15 protein-coding genes are annotated in these 17,234 nt (G+C 70.6%); 8 read left to right on the plus strand and 7 right to left on the minus strand.

Annotated elements, in window-relative coordinates; all coding sequences use genetic code 11:
* Positions 1 to 119: 119 nt before the first annotated feature.
* Positions 120 to 797, minus strand: a complete 678-nt coding sequence (locus ACSHXN_RS08325) for a hypothetical protein (protein ID WP_438302864.1) — start codon at positions 795 to 797, stop codon at positions 120 to 122.
* Between the two features lie 159 nt (positions 798 to 956).
* Positions 957 to 2,258 carry an epoxide hydrolase family protein gene (locus ACSHXN_RS08330; RefSeq protein WP_438302865.1) on the minus strand — a complete coding sequence of 434 codons (1,302 nt, stop codon included), beginning with the start codon at positions 2,256 to 2,258 and terminating at the stop codon, positions 957 to 959.
* A gap of 732 nt (positions 2,259 to 2,990) precedes the next feature.
* On the opposite strand from ACSHXN_RS08330, the gene ACSHXN_RS08335 reads away from it, so the two are divergent.
* From ACSHXN_RS08335 to ACSHXN_RS08370, 8 genes are all read left to right on the plus strand, one after another.
* A complete protein-coding gene (locus ACSHXN_RS08335; protein ID WP_438302866.1) occupies positions 2,991 to 4,019 on the plus strand; it encodes a LacI family DNA-binding transcriptional regulator in 1,029 nt (342 codons plus the stop codon).
* Positions 4,020 to 4,135: 116 nt separating this feature from the next.
* Positions 4,136 to 5,407 carry an extracellular solute-binding protein gene (locus ACSHXN_RS08340; protein ID WP_355133894.1) on the plus strand — a complete coding sequence of 424 codons (1,272 nt, stop codon included), beginning with the start codon at positions 4,136 to 4,138 and terminating at the stop codon, positions 5,405 to 5,407.
* Between the two features lie 9 nt (positions 5,408 to 5,416).
* Positions 5,417 to 6,373 carry a carbohydrate ABC transporter permease gene (locus ACSHXN_RS08345; protein WP_355133896.1) on the plus strand — a complete coding sequence of 319 codons (957 nt, stop codon included), beginning with the start codon at positions 5,417 to 5,419 and terminating at the stop codon, positions 6,371 to 6,373.
* 1 nt (position 6,374) lies between these two features.
* Positions 6,375 to 7,268 (plus strand): carbohydrate ABC transporter permease, encoded by an 894-nt coding sequence (locus ACSHXN_RS08350; protein ID WP_355133898.1) that lies wholly within the window; start codon positions 6,375 to 6,377, stop codon positions 7,266 to 7,268.
* A 6-nt stretch (positions 7,269 to 7,274) separates the two neighbouring features.
* Positions 7,275 to 8,348, plus strand: a complete 1,074-nt coding sequence (locus ACSHXN_RS08355; protein WP_355133900.1) for a glycoside hydrolase family 130 protein — start codon at positions 7,275 to 7,277, stop codon at positions 8,346 to 8,348.
* Positions 8,345 to 9,565, plus strand: coding sequence for a Gfo/Idh/MocA family protein (locus ACSHXN_RS08360; protein ID WP_356112231.1), 1,221 nt, complete (start codon positions 8,345 to 8,347; stop codon positions 9,563 to 9,565). The genes ACSHXN_RS08355 and ACSHXN_RS08360 overlap by 4 nt, the downstream gene beginning before the upstream one ends.
* Positions 9,562 to 11,268, plus strand: a complete 1,707-nt coding sequence (locus ACSHXN_RS08365; protein ID WP_438302867.1) for a glycoside hydrolase family 13 protein — start codon at positions 9,562 to 9,564, stop codon at positions 11,266 to 11,268. The genes ACSHXN_RS08360 and ACSHXN_RS08365 overlap by 4 nt, the downstream gene beginning before the upstream one ends.
* Entirely contained in the window at positions 11,265 to 12,638 is a 1,374-nt protein-coding gene (locus tag ACSHXN_RS08370; RefSeq protein ID WP_383355577.1) for a phosphomannomutase/phosphoglucomutase, read from the plus strand. The genes ACSHXN_RS08365 and ACSHXN_RS08370 overlap by 4 nt, the downstream gene beginning before the upstream one ends.
* Before the next feature lie 95 nt (positions 12,639 to 12,733).
* Here ACSHXN_RS08370 and ACSHXN_RS08375 read toward each other — a convergent pair whose 3' ends face one another.
* The 5 genes from ACSHXN_RS08375 to ACSHXN_RS08395 form a co-directional block, all read right to left on the minus strand.
* Positions 12,734 to 13,444, minus strand: a complete 711-nt coding sequence (locus ACSHXN_RS08375) for an alpha/beta fold hydrolase (protein WP_355133908.1) — start codon at positions 13,442 to 13,444, stop codon at positions 12,734 to 12,736.
* Positions 13,445 to 13,471: 27 nt separating this feature from the next.
* Entirely contained in the window at positions 13,472 to 14,341 is an 870-nt protein-coding gene (locus ACSHXN_RS08380; protein ID WP_355133910.1) for an alpha/beta fold hydrolase, read from the minus strand.
* Between the two features lie 878 nt (positions 14,342 to 15,219).
* Positions 15,220 to 15,771, minus strand: a complete 552-nt coding sequence (locus ACSHXN_RS08385; protein WP_438302868.1) for an SRPBCC family protein — start codon at positions 15,769 to 15,771, stop codon at positions 15,220 to 15,222.
* Positions 15,768 to 16,400: a TetR/AcrR family transcriptional regulator gene (locus ACSHXN_RS08390; RefSeq protein ID WP_355133914.1), complete on the minus strand. Its 633-nt coding sequence runs from the start codon at positions 16,398 to 16,400 to the stop codon at positions 15,768 to 15,770. Before ACSHXN_RS08390 ends, ACSHXN_RS08385 begins: the two co-directional genes overlap by 4 nt.
* Positions 16,400 to 17,089: a hemerythrin domain-containing protein gene (locus tag ACSHXN_RS08395; RefSeq protein WP_355133916.1), complete on the minus strand. Its 690-nt coding sequence runs from the start codon at positions 17,087 to 17,089 to the stop codon at positions 16,400 to 16,402. Before ACSHXN_RS08395 ends, ACSHXN_RS08390 begins: the two co-directional genes overlap by 1 nt.
* Positions 17,090 to 17,234: the final 145 nt, after the last annotated feature.

A 17,234-nucleotide genomic window follows, 5' to 3' on the forward strand; every position in this document is an offset into this window, starting at 1 on the left:
GGACGCCGGCTCGCGCTGCGCCGCATCGTCCACCCCGCCCCGGCCCGGGTCCACAGCCGGCGGGACGTCACTCTCACCGCCCGGCGGAGGCACAGGTGCGGCGGGTGGTTCCGGTGCCGTCATACGAGCCTCGGCCCGCCCTTGAACCAGCCGGCGTCCACGGCGGGGTTGTCGTCGTACACGACGAACTCCTTCTCCACCTCCGCCGCCTCGTACCCGGCCGCCGCCAGCACGCGAAGGAGCACGTCGAGGCGCCGGGCCGCCTCGGCCCCGCCGACGCCCCGGCAGCGCTGGGTGACGAAGCGCTCGTGCCTGCCGTCGGCCGACGTCCGGCGGGCGTTGCGGGAGACGTGTGCCGAGTGCGGCGCGGCCAGCGCCCGCACCGCGGCCACTTGGGACTCGCCGGCCAGGACCAGCTTGGCGTGGTGTTCGAAGTAGCAGTGGCCGGGCAGGTCCGCGGCCTCGCCGTCCGTCTCCGGGACGTCGGCGTTCCACGGCGCGGCCTCGATCTTCAGCCGTACGACTCGGAACCCGTCGTCGTGCAGCCGTTGCGACCATTGCCGTGCCGTCGCCAACTGCCCGGCCAGGTGCCCCCGCCCCGGACAGGTCAGCATGGGCTGGTCCGGTGTTCGTCCCCGGTCGAGAACGATGCGCGTGTACTTGATTCCGTGGTGTTCCGCCCAGCGACGTATCGCGTCGTCCCCTTCTCCGCAGTTCACCGCCCGGACCGTCAGATGGGTCTCGAACTCCCCCGCGAACTGTCTCACCACGCTGTCGCCGCCCCGCTGTTCGTTCACGAGCGCCGACCGTACCGCTCCCCTCGGACAACGGCGTACGCAGGCCGACGCACCCGTCGGTGGCTGCTCCGCAGCGTGCCGGGTGGGTGTTCCGCGGTGCGCGGGACCCGCGGCATCACCTTCGATGCCGCGGGTCGGCACCCCACCGGGATCCGGAGGTCAGCGCAGTGACCTGAACGCCGCCCGCAGTTCGTCGGAGAAGATCTCCGGGACTTCCCAGGCCGCGAAGTGACCGCCTCTGGGTGCTTTGTTGAAGTAGATCAGCTTGTGATAGCTGCGCTCGGTCCAGCTCCGCGGCGCCTGGTAGATCTCGCCCGGGAACACCGAGACGGCGGCCGGGAGGGAGACCGAGACGGCGTTGAAGTTGTTGGCGTTGTTCTCCCAGTAGAGGCGGGCGGAGGAAACCGCGGTGTTCGTGACCCAGTAGAGCGTGATGTCGTCGAGCATCTCGTCCTTGGTGAGCACCCGGTCCGGATGGCCTCCGCTGTCGGTCCACGCGGCGAACTTGTCGTACATCCAGGCGGCCAGTCCGGCCGGCGAGTCCGTCAGTCCGTAGCCGACGGTCTGCGGGCGGGTGACCATCATGGCCGAATAACCCGAGCCCTTCTTGTAGAAGTCGGCAAGCTTTTCGTACGCCGCTTTCTCGTCGGCGGACAGGCCGGCCGGAGCCGGGTAGCCGCATTCGAGTTTCTGCGCGATGTCCGGAGGGACGGTGGCGGGGAAGTTGACGTGGATGCCGAGCAGTCCCGGGGGTTTCTGGACCGCCATCTTGTCCGAGACCACCGCGCCCCAGTCGCCGCCCTGGGAGACAAAGTGCTTGTATCCCAGTCGCTCCATCAGTACCGCCCAGGCGCGCGCGATGCGTGCGGGGTTCCAGCCCGTGGTCGTCGGCCTCTCCGAGAAGCCGTAGCCGGGCATCGAGGGTATGACGAGATGGAAGGCGTCCTGCGCGCCTCCGCCGTGGGCCGTGGGGTTGGTGAGCGGGTCGATCAGCTTCAGGAATTCGAGGATCGAGCCCGGCCAGCCGTGGGTCAGGATCATCGGCAGAGCGTTCGCGTGACGGGAGCGGATGTGGAGGAAGTGAATGTCCAGCCCGTCGATCCTGGTCATGAACTGCGGCAGGGAATTCAGCTTCGCCTCGATGGTGCGCCAGTTGTAGGCCGTTCCCCAGTACCGTGCCAGTTCCTGCATCGTCGCCAACTGCACGCCCTGGGACTGATCGTGGACGGTCTCACGGTCGGGCCAGCGGGTCGCGATGATACGTCGACGGAGTTCGGCCAGTTCCCGCTCCTCGACATGAACACGGAAGGGGCGGATGCGTGCGCTTTCCCGTGCACTTCCGCTCGTCGCGGACGGTGTTCCGGAGAGCGGGCCGAAGGCTCCGGTGGTTGCCACGGTCATCGCGGCGGCCGAGAGGGACATGAACTCTCGGCGAGAGCGCCGCTGGGATGTCTCGGACATGGCTGATCTCCTCGAGCTGTTCCAAGATTTTTTCGAGAAGGAGCTCTCGACGGGCTCGCATTCCTCATCGGCGACAGCAGAAATCCGGCACAGGATTCGTCCGGCCCGGGGAGCCACCGGCCGGATCCGGGCCGGGACCGGCGGCAATGAGATGCCTACGCCCACATCGGGGATCACCGTTACTGCACGTTACGATATGTAGCCTTCCGTGAAGCCGCAACTCGAACGAAACCGCGAACCGGAAGCCGCGTACGCCGGCGCCGAGCGGGTTCCGTCCGACACGCCCCTCGGAGGGCGAGCAGCCCGCCCCGGACGTCCGGGCACACATCGAGACACCGGGCCGGCCCCTCGACACCCACCAACCGCGCCATTTCGGCCACCCCGGGATGCGGGCAATCGCCGTCGCCCCTCGAGTCGCCGACGCGCGCGGCGAGACTCCGGGGTTGGCCGCGGCACAGACCGCCCTTAAAGGACATTTCCTGATAAATGCTGACCAACTGGGTTTATAAATATGGGCTCTTGACTTAACGGGGGGTGGAGCCGAAGCTATGACCGCCTTTTAAACCGGTTCAAGTCCCGGTCGCGCTCGCCTGCAACGGTGGCGTGGTCAGGGGCATGTCCTGCCCTGCTCTGTAGGCGGCGCCGTCCAGGTGCGGTCCCGGATGCCCTTGCGGCGATAAGAACCGGCCATATGTCGTCGCTTGCCCAGCTGGCAGAAACCGGAGGTCACCCATGGCCCGTCGTCCCACGATCGCGGATGTCGCGGAGCTGGCCGGGGTGTCCCGGGCGACCGTCTCCTTCGTCCTGAACAACCGCCCCGGTGTGGCACTCGCCACTCAGGAGCGGGTCCGGTCCGCGGCCGAGAAGCTGGGATGGACCCCGAGTCGCAGTGCGAGAGCACTGTCCACGGGCCGTGCCCGTGCCGTCGGCCTGGTCCTGGCCCGCGAACCGGACCTCATCGGCACCGACCCGTTCTACCCGGCCTTCATGGCCGGTATCGAGTCGGTGATCTCCGAGACGGGTGACGGGCTGATGCTGCAGATGAGCCGCCCCGGCGACGAGGTGGAGACCTACCGCAGACTCGCCGCCGACCGCAGGGTCGACGGTGTCTTCCTGACCGACCTGCGCCTCGACGATCCGCGGCCCGACCTGGTGGCGGAGCTCGGTCTGCCCGCGGTCGCGGTGGGCGCCATCGAGTCGGACAGGGACCTGCCGGCGGTGAACCTCGACGACCGTCCCGTGGTCCGCGACGCCGTACGCCACCTCGTGGAGCTGGGACATCGCGACATCGCCTACGTGGCCGGTCCCGAGGAGTTCGTGCACGCACGGCGCCGCCACCAGGCATGGGCGGACGCACTCGCCGAAGCGGGCCTGCCCCGCGGGACGTCACTGCCCGGAGGCTTCACGGCCGAGGGCGGGGCGCGTGCTACCCGGGCACTGCTGGACCTGCCCACTCCCCCGACCGCGATCGTCTACGGGAACGACCTGTCGGCCACCGCCGGTATGGCGGTGGCCCAGGACGCGGGCCTGCGACTGCCCGACGACCTCTCCGTGGTGGGCTTCGACGACGTACCCCTGGCCTCCTGGACCAGTCCGACGCTGACGACCTGCCGCGCCAACCCGGTCCTGTGGGGCCGGGCCGCGGCCCGGGCACTGGTCGAATTGATCGAGCACGGCAGCACGGCCGACGTCGAGTTGGACCCGGCCACGCTGGTCGTACGCGGCTCGACCGGCCCCGTTCCCGTCCGTGGAAGCCGATGACCGCCCCTGACGGCGGCCCCCAGACCCCTCCCCCCTCCCGGAAGGCGGCCGGCGAACGCTTCTCAGCGACGTCGTACCCGCCGGCTGACCACCCCCAGTGAGAAACGGAACCTCCAATGAAGAAGGCCCTCCTCGCCCTGCTGCCGGCAGCGGCGCTCGCCCTGACCGCGTGCGGCGGCGGATCGGACTCCGGTGCCGCGGCGAACGACTCCCGTGGCCCCATCACCATCTGGTACTCCAACAACGCGCAGGAAGTCGCGTGGGGCAAGAGCATGGTGGCGTCCTGGAACGCCGCCCACCCCAAGGAGAAGGTGAGCGCGCAGGAGATCCCGGCCGGCAAGAGCTCCGAGGAGGTCATCGGCGCGGCGATCACCGCCGGTAACGCGCCGTGCCTGGTGCTCAACACCGCTCCGGCGGCCGTGCCCGGCTTCCAGAAGCAGGGCGGCCTGGTCGCGCTGGACGACTTCCCCGACGGCAAGCAGTACCTGCAGTCCCGTGTCGGCGACCGGCTCGGGCAGTACGCCTCCCCGGACGGCAAGTACTACCAGCTGCCGTGGAAGAGCAACCCGGTGATGATCTTCTACAACAAGGAGCTCTTCAAGAAGGCCGGCCTTGACCCCGAGCACCCCAAGCTGGCGTCCTACCAGGACTTCCTTGACACCTCGCGCAAGCTCGTGCACAGCGGGGTCGCCAAGGCCGCCATCTGGCCGGCGCCGACCTCGGAGTTCTACCAGTCCTGGTTCGACTTCTACCCGCTGTTCGCGGCAGGCACCGGCAAGCAGCTCGTCGAGGACGGCAAGGCGCAGTTCGCCTCGCCCGAGGGCCTCAAGTCCGCCGAGATGTGGAAGACCATGTACTCCGAGGGCCTCGCCCCCAAGGAGACCTTCAACGGCGACGCCTTCGCCGAGGGCAAGGCCGCGATGGCCACCGTCGGTCCCTGGGCGGTCTCCGTCTACGGCGACAAGGTCAAGTGGGGTGCCGTGCCGGTGCCGACCGCCGACGGCGCGGCCGGCAAGGGGACCTTCAGCGACGAGAAGTCGATCGGCATGTACTCCTCCTGCAAGAACCGGGCGACCGCCTGGGACGTCATGAAGTTCGCCACCGGCAAGGAGCAGGACGGCAAGCTCCTGGAGGCGACCGGCCAGATGCCGATGCGCCAGGCGCTGGCGTCGGCCTACCCGTCGTACTTCGCGTCCCACAAGGACTACACGGCCTTCGCGCAGCAGGCGGAGCACACCGTCGAGGCGCCGAACGTGCCGAACTCGGTCGAGATCTGGCAGACCTTCCGCGACGCCTACACCAAGGCCGTCATCTTCGGCAAGGGCGACCTCACGGGCACCTTCAAGGAAGCCGCGGGCAAGGTCGACAAGCTGGCAGAGAACCAGTGACGCGCTGCCATGACCTCCACCACTCATGACACCCACGGTCCCGGGCGCACCGCGCCCGGGGGCGGGAGGACGCCCTCGGGCCGATCGTGGCGACTGCGGCTCGGCGGGCACCAGCCCATCGGGATGCTGTTCGTCTCCCCGTACGTGCTGTACCTGGCCGCGATCTTCATCTATCCGCTCGGCTTCGCCGTGTGGATGTCCTTCCACGACTACTTCTTCGCCGCCCCGGGCGTTTCGGTCGACCGGCCCTTCGTCGGGCTGGAGAACTACACCACGGTCCTGACCGACCCCGACGTCTGGCGCTCCTTCCTCAACATCGCCGTCTTCCTCGTCATCAACGTGCCGCTGACGGTGGTGGGCTCACTGGTCCTCGCCAGTGCGCTGAACAAGAAGCTGCCGTTCCGTTCCTTCTTCCGGACGGCGTACTACATCCCCTACATCACGGCCAGTGTGGCGGTCGTCGGTGTGTGGATCTTCCTGTTCAACTCCAACGGGCTGGTCAACCAGGCACTCGGCCCGCTGGCTCCGGACCCCTCGTGGCTGGTGAACTCCCATCTGGCGATGCCGGTCGTCGCGGTCTTCGTCGCCTGGAAGCAGTTGGGCTTCTTCGTGGTGCTGTATCTCTCGGCGCTGCAGAACGTGCCGAACGAGCTGTACGAGTCGGCGGCCCTGGACGGCGCGGGCCGGTTCCGGACGTTCCGGTCGATCACGGTGCCCGCGGTGCGTCCCGCCACGCTGCTGGTCCTGGTCCTGGCCACGATCACCGGAGCCAACCTGTTCACCGAGCCCTACCTGCTCACCAGCGGTGGCGGACCGGACGGAGCGACGACCTCACCCGTGCTGCTGATGTACCAGCGGGGTCTCCAGCAGGGGCACCCCGATGAGGCCGCCGCCATCGGCGTGATCCTCGTCGTACTGATCACGGCCATTTCGCTCGTCTACCGCCGATTCCTGGAGAGGGACTGAGATGGCCGCAGACATCACACCCTCGGTCACGAGGAAGCGCCGGCGCACGGCGCGCGCCACGGGTTCCGCGTCCAGGTCGCTGTGGTCGAAGCTGGCGCTGCTCGTCGGGGCGTTCGCCTTCCTCTTCCCCTTCTACTACATGGTCGTCGGCTCCTTGCAGAAGGAGCCCGACTCGAGCCCGAGCGGAGCGTTCCCCGATCCCGGGAACCTGAGCCTGCACAACTACGCCGCGATCAACTCGGCCATCTCGCTGGGGCGTTCGCTGGTGAACTCCGGGATCTTCACCGGCGGTGTGATCGTCTGCACCACGGTCTTCGGACTCCTCGCCGGATACGCGCTGGCGCGGCTGCAGTTCCGGGGCCGGGGCACCACCTTCGCCCTGGTGCTGCTGGTGCAGGTCATCCCCTTCCAGCTGCTGATGATCCCCCTGTACGTGCTGATCGTGCGCGACTACGGCCTGGCCGACTCGTATCTGGGCATGATCCTGCCCTTCGCGATCAACACCACCGCCGTCTTCATCTTCCGGCAGTTCTTCCTGCAGCTGCCGCCGGCGATGTTCGAGGCGGCGCGTATGGACGGGGCCGGCGAGCTGCAGATCCTGTTCCGCATCGCGCTGCCGCTGTGCAAGCCGGCCCTGCTCTCGGTGGTGCTGCTCAGCTTCACCGGGCCCTGGAACGAGTTCCTCTGGCCGTTCCTCGTCACCAAGCGGCAGGACATGCAGCCGCTGGCCGTCTCCCTGGCCAACTACATCAGCACCGTCGCCTCGGCCGCCGCCAATCCGTTCGGCGCCATCCTCGCCGGGGCGTGCGTGCTCGCGGCCCCCGCGGTGGCGCTCTACATCGTCTTCCAGCGCCGCTTCACCTCCACAGACCTCGACTCAGCAACGAAGGGCTGAACCCCCGTGTCCCACAGCACCACCACCCCCATCCCCTACCGTCTCACCCGGGTCGGCGTCGTGATGTCCCCACTGCCCGGCGAGTCCGAGGAGGTGGAGGGTGTACTCAACCCCGCCTCCGGCCGCACCCCCGACGGCAGGCTCCACCTGCTGCCGCGGCTGGTCGCGGAGGGCAACGTGTCCCGGGTCGGCCTCGCGGAGGTGACCGTCGAGGACGGTGTGCCCACCGGGGTCGAGCGCCGCGGTGTGGTCCTCGCCCCGGACGAGGGCTGGGAGCGCGGCAAGAACAACGCCGGTGTGGAGGACCCCCGCACCACCTGGATCGAGGACCTCGGACGGCATGTGATGTCGTACGTGGCGTACGGTCCGCTCGGCCCCAAGCCGGCGCTCGCCGTCTCCGAGGACCTGGTGCACTGGGAGCGTCTGGGCCCCATCCAGTTCGAGTACCAGCCCGACCTGGACACCGACCTCAACCTGTTCCCGAACAAGGACGTCGTGCACTTCCCCGAGCCCGTGCCGGGCCCGGACGGTGAGATGTACTTCGCGATGCTGCACCGCCCGATGTGGGACCTCGGCTGGTTCCGCCCCGGCGAGGGTGTGCACCTGCCCGCCGGTGTGACCGACGAGCGCCCCGGCATCTGGATCTCCTACGTCCCGGTCGCCGAGGTCAAGCAGGACATCCGCGCACTGGCCCGGCCGCGCCACCACCGGCTGGTCGCGCTGTCCGAGCACCCCTGGGAAGAGCTCAAGATCGGTGCCGGCCCGGCGCCGATCCGTGTCGAGGAGGGCTGGCTGCTCATCCACCACGGGGTCTCCGGCACCATCGAGGATCCTTTCGCCCAGGTGCAGACGGTCCACTACGCCGCCGGTGCGATGATCCTCGACCCGGCCGACCCGGCCCGGGTGCTCGCCCGCACCACCGAGCCGCTGATGGCCCCGGAGACCGAGGAGGAGCGTTCCGGCACCGTGCCGAACGTGGTCTTCCCGACCGCCATCGAGGAGATCGACGGCGTGCGGTACGTCTTCTACGGCATGGCCGACGCGCACATCGGCGTGGCCCGCCTGGACCGGGCCGAATGACCGTCGCCCCCGACGCGGGTCTTGCGCTGGTCGGCTGCGGCGGCTTCGGCGCGTACGTGCTGGACGCGGTGCGCGACATCCCCGGTCTGCGGGTCGTCGTGTGCGCCGACCCCGACGGGGAGCGCGCCCGCGTACTGGCGGAGCGGCACGGCGCGCGTGTTGCCACGTCCGTCGAGGAGGTGGTGGGGATCCCGGAGGTCGACGTGGTGGTCCTCGCCACCCCGCCGGCCGCCCACGCGGACGGTGCCGTGACCGCTCTGCGCGCGGGCAGGCACGTGTTCTGCGAGAAGCCGGTCGCCGTCACCCTCGAGGCCGCCGCACGTGTCGCGGAGGAGGCGGCCCGTGCGCCCGGTGTGTTCGCGGTCGACCATGTGCTGCGCTACAACCCGATCCTTCGGCTGCTCCAACGGCTGGGCGAGGAGGGGTTGCTGGACCCGTTGCGGCGGTTCCTGTTCGAGAACGACGCCTCCGACGAGGATCTCGGCCCGGATCACTGGTTCTGGGACCCGGCGCACAGTGGTGGCATCCATATCGAGCACGGTGTGCACTTCTTCGACGCGGCGGCCGCCCTGATGGGCAGCGACCCGGTCGCGGTCCACGGCACCGCGGTACGGCGGGACGGCGGTCCGGTGGACATCGTGGTGGCCACCGCGACCCATCCCGGCGGGAGCGTGGCGACCCACACCCACTCCTTCACGCACGCCCACCGCGCCGAGCGGCAGTTGATGCGCCTGGACTACGGCTTCGCCGAGGCCCGGGTCACCGGCTGGATCCCCACCTTCGCGACGGTCACCGCCTGGACCGATGAGGCGGGCGCCGCCCGCTGGGCGCAACTGCCGGAACGGGCGGATGAGTTGCTCGCGGTGCCCGGGTTGCGTCCGCACGGAGGCGAGCGGTTCACGGTGTCCGTGCAGCGTGACGCCGGCTCGGACCGCCCGGCCGTCGGCCGGGGCGTGCGGCGCGTCGTCCCGCATCGGGTGGACGTCGTGATCGACCTGGGCGGCGAGGAGCGCAAGCCGCACGTCTACGCCGAGAGTGTGCGGGCGGCCATGACCGACCTGCTGCACTGCGCTGCGCACGGCGGTACCCCGGTGGCCGACGCCCGCGCCGGTCTCACCGCCGTCGCCGTGGCCGAGGCCGCGACCCGGTCGGCGGAGAGCGGCCGCACCCTGCCGGTGACCGTCCCCTCCCGCACCTCCGCGGGGGCATCGACATGACCACGGTCCCGACCCCCGGCACGGGCGGCCCCCTCGCGGGCCCGGACTCCCCCCGGCCCGGCACCAGCGGGCCGGGAGTGCCGGACCGCGCCGGACCGTGGTGGCGCGACGCCGTCTGCTACCAGATCTACCCGCGGTCCTTCGCCGACAGCGACGGGGACGGCGTCGGGGACCTGGCCGGTGCCGCGGCGCGGCTCGGGCATCTGCGCCGACTCGGGGTCGACGCCGTGTGGATCACCCCGTTCTATCCGTCGCCGCTCGCGGACGGCGGCTACGACATCGCGGACCACACCGCGGTGGCGTCCGACCTGGGAACGCCGGCGGACTTCGACGCCCTGGTGGAGCGGGCCCATGAGCTGGGTATCAAGGTCCTGGTCGACCTGGTCCCCAACCACACCTCCGACCGGCACCCCTGGTTCCGCGAGGCGGTCGCCGCCGGGGCGGGCTCGCGGGCCAGGGAGCGCTACGTCTTCCGGCCCGGTCTCGGTACGGACGGTCGACTGCCCCCGAACGACTGGCAGTCCGCGTTCGGTGGTCCCGCATGGACCAGGACCCGCGAACCCGACGGGTCTCCCGGCGAGTGGTACCTGCATCTGCACGCGCCCGAGCAGCCGGACCTGAACTGGCGTGACGGCGAGGTCGTCGCCGACTTCGAGCGGATTCTGAAGCACTGGCTGGACCGCGGCGTGGACGGCTTCCGGGTCGATGTCGCCCACACCCTGTTCAAGGCGGAGGGCCTGCCCGACGCAGGTCCCGGCCAGCACCAGGACATCCGTCGCAACCATCTGATGCCCTACTACGACCAGGAGGAGCTGCACCCGCTCTTCAGGACGTGGCGCACCCTGCTGGACACCCGTCCCGCCCCCGCCGGCGCCGTACCGCCCGGCGAACGCGTGATGGTGGCGGAGGCCGGCATCTTCGAACCCGACCGGCTGGCTCGCTACGTCAGCCCCGGCGAGATGCAGCAGACCTTCAACTTCGCCTTCCTGGAGTGCCCGTGGGACGGTGCGGCGATGCGGGACGTGATCGAGCGGTCCGCGGCCTCCATGCAGGCGGTGGGGGCGCCGGTCACCTGGGTGCTCTCCAGCCATGACGCGGTCCGTCCGGTCTCGCGCTACGGCGGCGGCCGGGTCGGCGAGCGCCGGGCGCGTGCCGCGGCGCTGCTGATGCTGGCGCTGCCCGGTGCGGCGTACGTCTACCAGGGGGAGGAACTCGGGCTGCCGCAGGCCGAACTCCCCGACGGCCGGCTGCGTGACCCGCTGTGGGAGCGCTCCGGCCACCGGGAGCGCGGCCGGGACGGGGCCCGGGTGCCGCTGCCCTGGGAGGGTGAGGCCCCGCCGTACGGCTTCAGCACCGCCGCTCCCGAGGACTGCTGGTTCCCCCAGCCCGAGGACTGGGCGGGACTGACCGCTGCGGCCCAGGAGAACGACGGCGGTTCGGTGCTGGCGCTGTACCGCAGGGCGCTGCGGCTGCGGCGCGACCACCCGGCCTCGGACGCGGCACTGAAGTTGGAGGGTCCCGACAGCGGCGCGTGGTTCGCCTTCGAGCGCGGCGCAGGGCTGCGGTGCGTGGTGAACTTCGGCCCACAGCCACTGCCGCTGGACGACCGCGCCGAGGTGCTGCTGTCCAGCGCACCGCTCGAAGGCCGCTGCATCCCACAGGACACGGCCGTATGGCTGAAGCACAAGGAGTACGACCAGTGAGTGACAGAACCGGCGTCGACCTCTCGGGCCTGGTGAAGGCCTACGACATCCGCGGAACCGTTCCCGATCAGCTCGACGAGGACCTCGCCCGGCTGTTCGGCGCGGCCTTCGTCGAGACGACCGGCGCGGAGGCGATCGTCACCGGACACGACATGCGTCCCAGTTCCCCCGGTCTGGCACGCGCCTTCGCCGAGGGCGCGGCCGGGCGCGGCGCCGACGTGACCGAGATCGGCCTGTGCTCGACCGACGGGCTGTACTTCGCCAGCGGCACACTGCAGCGCCCCGGCGCGATGTTCACCGCGAGCCACAACCCGGCCCGCTACAACGGCATCAAGCTGTGCCGGGCGGGCGCGGCACCGGTCGGCCAGGACACCGGTCTGCGGGAGATCCGCGCCCTTGTGGAGCGTTGGTCGGCCGACGGACTGCCCGGAAGCGGACGTGCGCAGGGCTCCCTGACCCGGCGGGACATGCTCGGCGACTACGCCGCCCATCTCCTGGGACTGGTCGACCTGTCCGCCGTGCGCCCGTTGAAGATCGTGGTGGACGCGGGCAACGGCATGGCCGGCCTCACCACCCCCGCGGTCTTCCGCGACCTGCCGGTGGAGGTCGTCCCGATGTACTTCGAACTGGACGGCACCTTCCCTAACCACGAGGCCAACCCGCTGGACCCGAAGAACATCGTCGACCTCCGGCACCGGGTGCGCGAGACCGGGGCCGACATGGGCCTGGCCTTCGACGGTGACGCCGACCGCTGTTTCGTCGTGGACGAACGCGGCGAGGCGGTGTCGCCGTCCACCGTGACCGCCCTGATCGCGGCCCGGCTGCTGACCGGCCACCCGGGAAGCACCGTCATCCACAATCTGATCACGTCACGGGCGGTGCCCGACGTGGTGCGCGAACACGGGGGCACTCCGGTGCGCACCCGCGTCGGGCACTCCTTCATCAAGGCCGAGATGGCCCGCACCGGGGCATTGTTCGGCGGAGAGCACTCGGCGCACTACTACTTCCGCGACTTCTGGTCCGCCGACACGGGCATGCTGGCGGCCCTGCACGTCATCGCCGCCCTCGGCGCCGCTACCGGCCCGCTGTCCGCGCTGGTCGCCCAGTACCAGCGCTATGCGGCGTCCGGCGAGATCAACAGCGTGGTCGGCGATCAGCAGCACACCGTCGCCGCGGTCCGCGAGGCGTTCGCCGACCGGGACGGTTCGACCGCCGACGAACTCGACGGCCTGACGATCAGTGCCACCGACTGGTGGTTCAACCTGCGGCCCTCCAACACCGAGCCCCTGCTGCGGCTCAACGTGGAGGCCCGCGACGCGGACACCGTGGCCCGGCTGCGGGACGAGGTACTGGCGATCGTCCGGGCCTGAGCGGGCGTCAGCCGTGGACGCGGCCCGACGGCCCTGTCACACGGAGGAGGGCGGAAGCCGGTACGGACACAGGCTCCCGCCCTCGTCGCCGGCTCTCAGGCAGGGCGCGTCCCCTCGATCGCCTCGACGATCAGCCCGGTCACCAGGTCCGGCGCGGTGACCAGCGGCATGTGGTCGGTGTGCGCCGGCCGCACCGTCGCGTTCATTCGTTCCGCCATGAAGCGCTGGGTGTCCGCCGTGATCATGCGATCCTCCTCCGCGAGGAAGTACCAGGCCGGACGGTCCTTCCACGCGGGCCTCCCCACGGCGGTGCCGATGGACGCGGCGGCGATGGGTCTCTGCACGGAACGCAGCAGATACTGCTCCTCGCGGGAGGCGTTCTGCGCGAACGCCTCGGCGAACGCGTCGTCCGGAAGCCGGACGAACCCGTCGGAGTCCGGTGTGAGGTGCGGGGCTTTCGGGTGGGGCGTTCCTCGGTAGAACACATCGGCCACGGTCTCGCCCTCGTCGGGAGCCAGTGCTGCGACGTAGACCAGTCCCCTCACCAGGTCGGCCGGCAGCGAGCCGATCACGGCTCCCGCGTAGGCATGCCCCACCACGAGAGCCGGTCCGCCGGCCCTCCGCACGGTCCGCTCGAGGGCGGCGGTGTCGTCGCCGAGGGACGTCAGCGGCAGCGGAGCGGCGCATGCGTCCACGCCCTCGTCCCGCAGCCGCCGGATCACCGGCCCCCAACTCGACCCGTCGGCCCACGCCCCGTGGACCAGCACGACGGGAGTCCTGCGCTCAGTCGGCGAATCGCCGTTCATGTCCGTCCTTTCCGTCCGCGCCTCCGTTCAGGCCTTGAGGGTCCTGGCCAGGAAGTCGGTGATGAGCGCGGCTGCCTCGTCGAGTGCGCTCTCCAGGAGGAAGTGGCCTCCCTCCAGGAGGTGGATCTCGGCGTCCGGTACGTCCTGGGCGAAGGCCTCGGCTCCCGCGGGCCCGAAGATGGGGTCGTTCTTCCCCCATACCGCGAGCAGCGGCGGCCTGTGCTCCCGCAGATAGGCGTGGAGGTCCGGATACAGCGGCGGGTTCGTGGCGTAGTCGCGGAACAGCTTGAGCTGGATCTCGTCGTTGCCGGGACGGGAGAGCAGCTGGTGGTCGTGGTGCCAGGTGTCGGGGCTGACGACACTCTCGTCGGCCACGCCTGTCAGGTACTGCCACTTGGTGACATCGAGGGTGAGCGCACCGCGGATCGCCGCCTCGGTCTGCGGGGTCTGCTCACGCTCGTAGGCCCGGACCGTCTTCCAGAACTCCTCGACGAACCCCTCGTCGTAGCCGTTGCCGTTCTGGGTGATGACGGCTGTGACCGCATCCGGGTCGTTCAGCGCCAGTCGCCAGCCGATGGGTGCGCCGTAGTCCTGGACGTACATGGCGTAGCGGCTGATGCCGAGGTGGTCGAGCAGTCCCCTGGTCAGGTCGGTCAGAGCGTCGAAGGTGTAGTCGAATTCGCCGGCGCTCGGCGCGTCGGACAGGCCGAAGCCGAGGTGGTCCGGCGCGATCACGTGGTACCGCTCGCCCAGGATCGGGATGAGGTTGCGGAACATGAACGAGCTGGTGGGGAAGCCGTGCAGCAGCACGACGGCGGGTGCGTCGTGCGGCCCTGCTTCCCGGTAGAAGATCTGCCGGCCTCGAACGGTCGCGTACCGGTGGTGAACAGTCGCCATGGGTAACCCCTTGATTAGCTTTTGATGGTTAGATCCAAGCGGATGAGACTTAACCTGTCAACCTCACCATGATGGTTAGGTGAGCATTGGTGCCGCAGACCGGAGGTCCCAGGAGGCGGGCTCATCGCCGCACTCGAGGGCGACACGGATTCGTGCCGGGTCCACAACGGCCCGAGGCATTCGACCGCTTCGGGGGAGGGCCGAGGCCCGTCCCATGCGGTGCCTTCGTTCGCCGGCGGATCACCAGGGAGACGGCAAGCCCTCGCGCCCCGTGCCCGAATATCGGCGACCGGGCCAGGGGCCCCAAGGCACCATTGGGGTGAGCGGCCCCGAACCCGGCCGCTTCCCGCTCGTGGGCGATGCCGTCGCGCGCCGTTCCCGTGCGCGGACGAACCCCGCGCCGCGTTCGCGCAGTTCGGCGGCGATCCGCGCCGCACGGGCATGGCTGCGCCGGGCAGGGCGGTCGGCTGAATCCGGCTCCGGCGCGACCGGCCCTCCTCGGGGCTGCGGGCGCGCCCGGCCGGGTCGGCGAACCGGCGGCAGCAGACGCTGCACACCGGACCGGTGCGGGGGTCCGGCGGCCGAGCGGTGCGACCGCGACGGGTCACTGCACCCGGGTGCCGGCCGGGTCGGACCGCACGGGGGCCGCAATGTCGTCGAGGCGCAGCCGAGGCCGTATCGGCGGCGGACCGCGCCGTGCGGAGGCCGGCGGCACCGACGGCAGCGCCCGGGCCGTGCCGAGCGGCCACCGGCCCCTCCACCGGCCGCCGGAAGAGGCCACGCCGACGCGGGCGGCCCGGCCGCGATGCCCCCGCATCACGGCCGGGCCGCCCTCAACTCCGTGTCGTGCCGCCCCCCGGTCACCACGACACGCTCTTTCAGCGTCGCGTCACAGCGCCCTGCGGGTCGCGGGCGGCGATCGCCCCGAGCCGGCGCAGGTCCTCGGTGAGCGCACCGCTGCGGTCGACATGGGTCTGCACGAGCCGCCCCACGACCCAGCGGAACCAACGCGGCGTGCTTCTCATCCGGTAGGTCTGCACCACCCGGGTCCCGGTGCCGACCGGCTCCAGAGCGATGGTCCAGTCCGTGCTGTCGGGGAACAGCGGGGTCGGGACGGTGCGCCACGTGATGAGGTGCGGGGCCTCGAGCGCGATGATCTCGCAGGCCCGGCTCCACCGCAGCCGCCCGGCCCGGTTGTGCCCGCGGAACCGCACTCCGGGCGCCGCCGCGGTCGCCCCGCGCAGCCAGACGACCCGGTGGCATTCATGACTCCACTCACTGGTCCGGGTGACGTCCTCGACGACACGCCAGACGGCCTCGGCCGGCGCGTCGACGATCACCTCCGTCCGGCATGTCCGGGCCACACTCCGGCTCTCTTCGATACCGCCCACCCCGTACTCCCCCCTCGAGCCCACGCCCATCGGTGTCATGTGTCGAGCAGCCGGTCGATGACACCGGCCGCCCACTCCTCGTACTGCTGCGGCGTCCAGCCCGAGATGCCCGTGAGCAGGTGGTAGACCTCGACGCCGAGGACCGCCCACGCCCCGTCGCGCTCCTCGACGGTCACCTCACGCCCCGCGACCCGGGTCATGCCCTGCTCGATGCTGATCCGCCTGCGCTGCTGGTTGTCACGCAGCCTCTGGGCCAGATCGCCGTTCGAGGCCGCCGCCTCACGGAGTGCGAGATGCACACCCGCGGTCCGCTCGTGGATGGCGGTGACCAGCCGGGCGGCCGCCGCGATCCGCTCCTGCCGGGTCCCTGAGCCGAGCAGGGCGAACTCGGGCCGCTCCGCCAGCGCCTCCGGCTCCGCGTCGCCGACCACGGCGACGTCCAGGGCCGCCATCAGCAGATCGCTCTTCGACCGGAATCCCGCGTACACCGTCTCGACCGAGACACCCGCCTCGCGGGCGACGTCACGCATCCCGGTCGCCGCCCAGCCGCGTTCCGCGAACAGGCGCACGGCCGCGGCGAGCACCGCCGCCCGTGTCTCCCCGGCCTGCTGTTCGCGGCGTGGTGAGCGGTACTGACGTCGCGCCCGAGGCGCCTGCTCCGCCGCCATCAGCGCTCCACGACACTCTGCGCCGGGAGCTGCGGTCGCCACCAGGCCGCCACCCGGCGGCGGTAGGCCCGGGCGAAGCCGTGCAGCAGGACGAACCGCGGCAGCGGCGGCACGAGGTGGACCACGAGCCGGTACCCCTCGGGGTCGAGGCCGTCGAGCAGCCAGTGCCCTTCCAACCCCAACTGCCCGAAGGACTTGGGCTTCACGTTGTACTTCTGGTCCCAGGCACGCCAGTCGGCCTGGGAGAGGTTCGCCGACACGACCGGCATGCCCTGCTCCACCTCGCGCTCCAGGTGCGGTACGAGCACGGCGGTCAACGCGTCGAGTGCCGCGAGGAGTTCGACACGTGAGTCGTCGGTGGCCGATCCCGCGTACCGCCGGGCGGCGACCGTCAGCGCCCCGGCCGCCGGCTCGATCCGGCGGTGGTCGGCGTCCAGCGAGTCCAGGAGCGCAATCGCCGCCGGGTCGCGCTCACGGACCAACGGCCACAGGCCCTCGTCCTCGCCGGTGTGGTGCGCGTGCAGAACCTCCATCAGCCACACGACGTGCTCGCCCAGTGCGCGCGCCCGCCGGTGTTCCGGATACGGCTCGGCGGTCAGCACCGTACGAGCACGATCCAGGTCACGGCACAGTGCACCGTGCACGATCCCCATCATCCGCGTGTCCGCCCGGCTCGAATCCGTTCCCATCCCGCCCTCCCCCTGGTTGCCTCGAGATCGAGACTAGAACGGGACTGCTTTCTCTACAAGCCCGTTCCAGTGAAATCTGGGACAGCGGACGCCACCGATCCGCGCAGTGACCACGAGGCGGGCCGCAGATCCACGAGCGCCGGCC

This window comes from Streptomyces sp. HUAS TT11, assembly GCF_051553595.1.
Classification (GTDB): Bacteria; Actinomycetota; Actinomycetes; order Streptomycetales; family Streptomycetaceae; genus Streptomyces.

What these genes read in the sequence shown, in the direction of transcription:
- ACSHXN_RS08350 (WP_355133898.1), top strand. Translation starts at nt 6,375, where the DNA reads ATGGCCGCAGACATCACACCCTCGGTCACGAGGAAGCGCCGGCGCACG.
- ACSHXN_RS08345 (WP_355133896.1), top strand. Translation starts at nt 5,417, where the DNA reads ATGACCTCCACCACTCATGACACCCACGGTCCCGGGCGCACCGCGCCC.
- ACSHXN_RS08360 (WP_356112231.1), top strand. Translation starts at nt 8,345, where the DNA reads ATGACCGTCGCCCCCGACGCGGGTCTTGCGCTGGTCGGCTGCGGCGGC.
- ACSHXN_RS08340 (WP_355133894.1), top strand. Translation starts at nt 4,136, where the DNA reads ATGAAGAAGGCCCTCCTCGCCCTGCTGCCGGCAGCGGCGCTCGCCCTG.
- ACSHXN_RS08375 (WP_355133908.1), bottom strand. Translation starts at nt 13,444, where the DNA reads ATGAACGGCGATTCGCCGACTGAGCGCAGGACTCCCGTCGTGCTGGTC.
- ACSHXN_RS08365 (WP_438302867.1), top strand. Translation starts at nt 9,562, where the DNA reads ATGACCACGGTCCCGACCCCCGGCACGGGCGGCCCCCTCGCGGGCCCG.
- ACSHXN_RS08395 (WP_355133916.1), bottom strand. Translation starts at nt 17,089, where the DNA reads ATGGGAACGGATTCGAGCCGGGCGGACACGCGGATGATGGGGATCGTG.
- ACSHXN_RS08330 (WP_438302865.1), bottom strand. Translation starts at nt 2,258, where the DNA reads ATGTCCGAGACATCCCAGCGGCGCTCTCGCCGAGAGTTCATGTCCCTC.
- ACSHXN_RS08385 (WP_438302868.1), bottom strand. Translation starts at nt 15,771, where the DNA reads ATGACACCGATGGGCGTGGGCTCGAGGGGGGAGTACGGGGTGGGCGGT.
- ACSHXN_RS08380 (WP_355133910.1), bottom strand. Translation starts at nt 14,341, where the DNA reads ATGGCGACTGTTCACCACCGGTACGCGACCGTTCGAGGCCGGCAGATC.
- ACSHXN_RS08390 (WP_355133914.1), bottom strand. Translation starts at nt 16,400, where the DNA reads ATGGCGGCGGAGCAGGCGCCTCGGGCGCGACGTCAGTACCGCTCACCA.
- ACSHXN_RS08335 (WP_438302866.1), top strand. Translation starts at nt 2,991, where the DNA reads ATGGCCCGTCGTCCCACGATCGCGGATGTCGCGGAGCTGGCCGGGGTG.